Genomic DNA, 5,794 nt, shown 5'->3' on the forward strand with positions numbered 1-5,794 from the left:
TGTCGAAGGTGCCGTGCAGGAAGGTGCCGTGCAGGAACCGCGCTCCAGCCCTCCGGTACGGGGCGAGTTCAGCCTGTTCGCGCCGACGAGTTTGGCGTGCCCCTGTGGTGTCGCGTCGTTGGCGTCCATGTAGCCGGAACGCGCCGCGAGCTGTTGAGCCACGGCTCAGTCAACCACCGTGAGCGAGATTCACGAATCTGGAGGGCTCGTCTCACCTCTCGTGGCGCAGGGCGAGGAGCGTGGCGTCGTCCGAGCGGTGCGGGCCATCCAGGTGGGTGACGACCTGTTCGACGTACTGGTTGAGACCATCGTGGCCGGCCGTCGGGGCCGTAGTCCGGCAGCTCTGTTCGGCCGCGGCGAGGAAGCGCCGCGTGTCCCGGTCCGGGTCGCTGTTCCTCCGTTCGGTGAGCCCGTCCGAGTACATCAGGACGATGTCGCCGATGTGGAGTTCGGTGGTGGCCGCGGTGTACGAAGTGCCGGGCAGGACACCGAGCGGAAGCCCCGGGCCACCGGCCGGGAATGGCATTTGGGCGGCGCGTCCGTCGCGCATCAGGACCGGCCGCGGGTGACCCCGGGGCCGACAACCGCTGGCACCTGAAGTGCCCTGTCTGCCGCCGGCCCCCGAACCGGCCTGCCTCTGCACCGAGGCTCACCCGACTTCCCCGGGGCCAGCGAAGCCGCTCCTGGACGCCACAGCGTCCGCCTGGCGCCGCCGATCAGGACGCCCTGCTGGAGCTCCTGACGCGCCTGCTGGGCCCCTGCTCGGCCTCCCGGGCCCGCGCCACGGCCCTTCAAGTCTTGGCCGCCAAGCCTGCCTTCGCCAGCCGCTGAACGCCCCCGTGCCGGGGCGGGCATCCCCCGCCCCGGCCCCCGGAACCCGAACCCAGACGAAGGAGCTCCCCATGGCTGACGCTCCCGAACAGCGACGCGCCGACCAGCTGAAGCAGCGCGCCGACCAGCTCAGGAAGGACGCCGAACTGCGCAGTGAACGCGCATCGGGCATGTACGGCCGATTCTCCGGCGGACAGCCCCTCCTGGTCGGTCACCACTCCTACAAGTCCGCGCTGCGCGACCGGGAGCGGGCCGACAACGCCACCCGGCGCAGCATCGAGGCCGGGCAGGAGGCCGAGCGCGCCGAGCCAGAAGGCGAAGCAGGCGCAGGGCGTTGCCGACCTCGCTGCGATCGAGCAGGGCCGCTGCCCGCAACAGCTTCCGGGCGTATGTGACCCATGTGCAGCGCTGTCTGGAGTGCGTCGCGATGGGCTCGGGGCGGTGCAGCGCGGGAGAGAAGCTGTGCCGCGCCTATCTCGGCCAGCTCAGGGAGTGTTGAGGCGGGCGCTTGGCAATCACGGGGATGAGACGGCGAGGAGCCGCAGAGCGCGCAGCAGCATCGCGCGGTCGTCGCCCGCAGCACAGACACGCAGGTTTCGGATCGGTGGGGAACCCTTTGCGGCACGTTCGGTGAGGTGTCCTTGCTCCGCGAGTTCGCCCGTGCGCGAGCAGTAGAGCCAGGGGCTTACCCGGTCGGGTGACGTGCGGTCGGACCCGGTGCCGATGGCCCGGGTCGTCGTTGAGCCGGTATGACCACGATGCAAGAGGCTCCAGCGCCGAGCGGGCGCCGGGGCAGGACTGCGCATGGCTACGGTGAAGCGTTTCTTCGGGACAGTGAGCCGCCGATCTTTGCTGCTGTCGTCGCGGCCTGGCGGCGGGCCGGCCGGATGATCCCCGGCCAGTGTGACCAGGAGTGGGTCAACCTCGTGGTCGGAAAGCCCGGTTCGGGTTCCTGAACCGGCCCGGTGAACCCGAATCTGGCCCCGGTCAGGTTTCACCGTCGTCCTCGCCACGGTCCTGTTCGGCGAGGAGCTCCGCAAGGAGACCGGCAAGGCGTTCTGGGCCTATGGAGGAAATGGGGCAGGGGGCGCAGTGGGGGCAGATCCCTCAGGGCGCGGGCGTCGGGATCGCCGATAGCCAGCGTGTCTGCGATGTACTCACCCAACAGGCGGCCGACGCACTGCCGGCGAGGCCGCTCGGAGGACGAGGCGGCCGCGAGCTTCGCGAGTAATGCGTCGCGTGCCTCCTGGAGGCGATCGATGCCGACGGCACCCTGGCCCACGACCACGCCATGGCCGGCCACCCCAGCAGTGCGGGCACATGCGGGCGACCCTCTTGATCACCCGTTCATGTAGCGCGCCAGCAAGGGAAGTTGCTCAGGCACCGGAGATAGAATCCGGCAGGTACTCGAGTTGGCTACAGGGGGAGAGGCCGGTGTGTTGGAGGTCCTAGCGCTCAGTGCGCTCACCACGTTCCTGCTGGGCGTAGGTAACGGCGCGGCAGGGGAGGTCGGGAAGAATCTGAGCCTGTCCGCAGGTGCACTCGTGAGGAGGACACTGGGGCGGCAAACCCCCCTTCCGGCTGGCACGCAGGCGAGTCAGGCGCTGGCGGAACTTCTGCACGCGCGCATGGAACGCGATCCGCGGCAGGTTAGCGAGTGGTCGGCTCTCCTGGACAACAGCATGGACCAGACCGTGTCACCGTCCACGGGCGGCATGCCTCCCGCACCATGGGCATTCACGAACCGCCAGAAGGTCTTGAAGCAACTGATGCGTGAGGTGCACCGCCCCTGGGAGGGACGGCCCCGAGTTGCGCAACTGGCAGGGCCCCCGGGCAGTGGCACGACCGCGGTGGCTCTGCGTCTGGCGGCCGAAGGCAACGACTGCTTTCCCGATGGGCAGTTCTACGTCGATCTGCGCGATGGCGGCGCGGGAGAGAGCGGGCCGGAACCAGCCACGGTGCTGCTGAGGCTGCTCCTCGAGATGGATGTGGACCACGACCGGATCCCGTCCACGGAAGCCGCCCGCGTCCGCTTGTACCGGAAGCTGACAGCGGGGCGCAAGGCCCTCGTCGTCATCGACCACGTCACGTCGCTGGCCCAGGTCCGCAGCCTTACACCGGCCGCCTCCGACGTTTTCCTGCTGGTCGTCGTGTCCGGGCATCCTCTGCTGCTGGAGGCCGAACGCATCGCCATGCAGCCGTTGAACGACCGGTACGCCAAAGAACTGGTGCGCAAGGTGGCCGGGCCGGAGAACGCCGCACGCGTCAAGGCACAGCTTCCCAGTCTCCTTCAACGCTGCCAGGGCAACGCGTTCGCGCTCCACGCCGAAGCGCGGCTGCTGGGCCGAAGCGAGTTCGCCTCCGCACACGAGACCGACACCGGCCTCGATTCCCAGACACGCCGGGAGCCGATGCTCGGCGCTGCGGAGCGCGCCTCGCTCCGCCTCACCGCGGAATCGATGCGACTGTGCCGGCTCACCGCGCTCGGTGGCTGGCCGTCGATCAGCGCGGAACTCGCCGCGGCGGCCGCCGGCCTTGACGACGTGGGGAAGGCCGCGCGGCTGCTCGCCGAGGCCGCCGAAACGGAGCTGCTGGACCCGCTCCCGGACGGACGCTTCCGCTTCCGTCCTGAGATCAGGCGCACGCTGGCCGAGATTGCTGCTTCACAGGACGGGGCCGTGGAGTGCTCACAAGCCGTCATCCGGGTGCTCGACTTGCTGCTGGAGCGTGCGCTGCACGCGGCGCATGCCGCTCTGCCACAGAGCTGGCGGACCGAACCGGCACCGCAGCCCCCCGAGCTTGGCCGCACCGAGTCGGACGGCGTTACGGTGCTGGCCGCCGAGGTGGCCAACATCGTCCGGGCCGTCTGCGTGGCCGAGGAACACCAGCAGATCACCAGTGCGCTGCGACTGGCCCGCAGCCTGTGGCCGCTGCAGCTGAAAGCCGGATACTGGGATGAGGTCCTTCCGGCACTCCATGTCGCGGCCCGGTGCGCCGACGAGTACCGCACGGATCCCCGCATGGCCGGTGCCTTGCACTTCCAGCTGGCCCACTGCCTGGGCGAGGTCGGCCGATGGGAGCGGGCGAACCGTGCGGCGCATGCCGCTGTCGCCTACGAGCAGGAGGCACGACACCTTCGCGGCGAGGCATCTGCGGTGGAACTGCTCGGGCTGCTGAGTCTGAACCGGTGGCTGTATGAGGAGGCATACGAGAGGTTCCTCGAGGCCGAACACATCTACCGCAGGATTACTGCCGGCCAGGAAGGCGCCGGGGACCTCCCCCGGGCCCTCGCGCTGGCCGAACGCCACCAGGGTCGGGCCCTGCGCGGCCTGGGCCGACTGGAAGAGTCCCGCCGTGCTCTGGAAAGTGCTGCGAGTTTCTTTGCCGGAAGCCAGGAGAGGCCGGCTGAGCCGTACAACCAGGCCCGAGCCCTCACGGACCTCGCCGAGACGCTACACGACGCAGGTGACGACGCCGCTGCGTTGGCGATCATCACCGACGCCGAATCCCTGCTCACTCCGCAAGCGGCTCCGCACTTGAGGTACCTGGCCGCTTTGCGGCGGCGCTGTGAGGCGTCGTCCCAACGATAGGCGCCGTCAACAACTCAACGACGACGGGGTGCACACGGTCTGCCGTGTGCACCCTGAGCGTGAGGCCGCTCGCGGGTACCCTCCCGCCGCTCGCCAGCCACCCGTACAGGGCGGACCCGTACGCAGCTGGATCCGCGCTCTCTCCGGGACGCCCGGACAGCCGGAAGACGCCGTGATGTCGTATGCGCATCGTGCAGTTGTCGGGCCCGCTCACATACACCGCCGCCGTGCAGTGCGGATGGCTCTGCAGGACCTCACCAGTCCATAGCCCTGCACCCCCCAGTCGCGGGTCGTCCTCCTGTCCTTCCCGCGTGATCACGTCCGCCAATTCCAGATCTCCCGGGTGGCGGGTGTCTTCGTGCACGGCCAGGTGTGTGTCCCAGACGGCGTCGCAGGAATGTTCCGTGGAGCGCTCGATGGCGATGACCCTCCCGCGGGCCCGCGTGCGGACCCGCAGTGGAGCCGTGACGCTCCGGGGTGTGTAGGCGGGCAGCGGCAGGGGCTCCAAGGATGCGGGACCAGCGGGTTCGGACAGGCCCATCAGCCCATAGAAGTGCCGACGCAACAACATGGCCGACCGCCCCGGTTCCGATGTGACAAACCGGGCAGGTGTTGCATCCCGACAACCCCCGCCCAGCGCTTGGTCCACCTGGGGGCGCAAGGAGGCGTGCGAATCGAGTCGTGGCGCGCGTCGGACGAACGTTGCGAGCGGCGACTCCGGATCGAGAGTTTCCTGCCCGTCCGCCGCCAGCAGCACAGGCGTGCCCAGAGCAGCGCCGTAGTACGACACCGCGCCGAAGTCCCCGACGACCAGGTCGGCGGCAAGGAGAGCCTGCCGCCAACCGCGAACAGGATCAATCAGAGCTAGCCCACTGCGCCGCGCCTGGTCCAGCCAAGCCCGAATCTGGCCGGGTCCGTGCCCGTACCAGATGTTCGGGTGGAGAACGGCGGCCAGCCGATAGTCATCGGTCGGCAACTCTGCGGCAAGCCGGGGAAGTAGAGAGGGCAGGATGTCCCGCCCACTGCCGAAGAAGCCCTCAGAATTCCAAGTCGAATTCAGGACGACGAGCCGTTGCCCAGGGCGGACGTCCAGAGCGCGTCTGAACCGTTCCCTATACGGGCGAGCGGCGAGCATCCGATCGAAACAGGGATCTCCGCCGAGCACGGCCGAGGGAACCGCCTCGGCGCAGACCCTGCCCAGCCGTTCCAATTGCTCCGGGTGGGACAACACAAAGCCATCCACGAACGGCTTGCCGCCGACCAGAAGCCACTCCCGCGACAACCCAAATGTTGGTTGGCTCCCGGCTCCCGGCTCCCGGCTCCCGGCTCCCGGCTCCCGGCTCCCGGCTCCCGGCTCCCGGCTCCCGGCTCCC

Annotated in this window: 4 protein-coding genes; 3 read left to right on the forward strand and 1 reads right to left on the reverse strand. The window is 69.3% G+C overall.

All coding sequences use genetic code 11. The annotated features are described in order from the left end of the window. Positions 1-211: 211 nt before the first annotated feature. Positions 212-526, reverse strand: coding sequence for a SpoIIE family protein phosphatase (locus AC5P1C_RS43315; protein ID WP_493871522.1), 315 nt, complete (start codon positions 524-526; stop codon positions 212-214). A gap of 376 nt (positions 527-902) precedes the next feature. Between AC5P1C_RS43315 and AC5P1C_RS43320 the strand changes: the two genes are divergently transcribed. The 3 genes from AC5P1C_RS43320 to AC5P1C_RS43330 all read left to right on the forward strand — a co-directional run bounded on the left by AC5P1C_RS43320 (position 903) and on the right by AC5P1C_RS43330 (position 5,289). Beyond that, entirely contained in the window at positions 903-1,226 is a 324-nt protein-coding gene (locus AC5P1C_RS43320; RefSeq protein WP_493871523.1) for a DUF3560 domain-containing protein, read from the forward strand. Positions 1,227-2,513: 1,287 nt separating this feature from the next. Continuing rightward, positions 2,514-4,421: a P-loop NTPase family protein gene (locus AC5P1C_RS43325; RefSeq protein ID WP_493871524.1), complete on the forward strand. Its 1,908-nt coding sequence runs from the start codon at positions 2,514-2,516 to the stop codon at positions 4,419-4,421. 667 nt (positions 4,422-5,088) lie between these two features. Next, a complete protein-coding gene (locus tag AC5P1C_RS43330) occupies positions 5,089-5,289 on the forward strand; it encodes a hypothetical protein (protein WP_493871525.1) in 201 nt (66 codons plus the stop codon). The last annotated feature ends 505 nt before the right edge of the window (positions 5,290-5,794 follow it).

The sequence above is a fragment of the Streptomyces sp. A18 genome, assembly GCF_059026065.1.

What these genes read in the sequence shown, in the direction of transcription:
- AC5P1C_RS43315 (WP_493871522.1), bottom strand. Translation starts at nt 526, where the DNA reads ATGCCATTCCCGGCCGGTGGCCCGGGGCTTCCGCTCGGTGTCCTGCCC.
- AC5P1C_RS43320 (WP_493871523.1), top strand. Translation starts at nt 903, where the DNA reads ATGGCTGACGCTCCCGAACAGCGACGCGCCGACCAGCTGAAGCAGCGC.
- AC5P1C_RS43325 (WP_493871524.1), top strand. Translation starts at nt 2,514, where the DNA reads ATGGACCAGACCGTGTCACCGTCCACGGGCGGCATGCCTCCCGCACCA.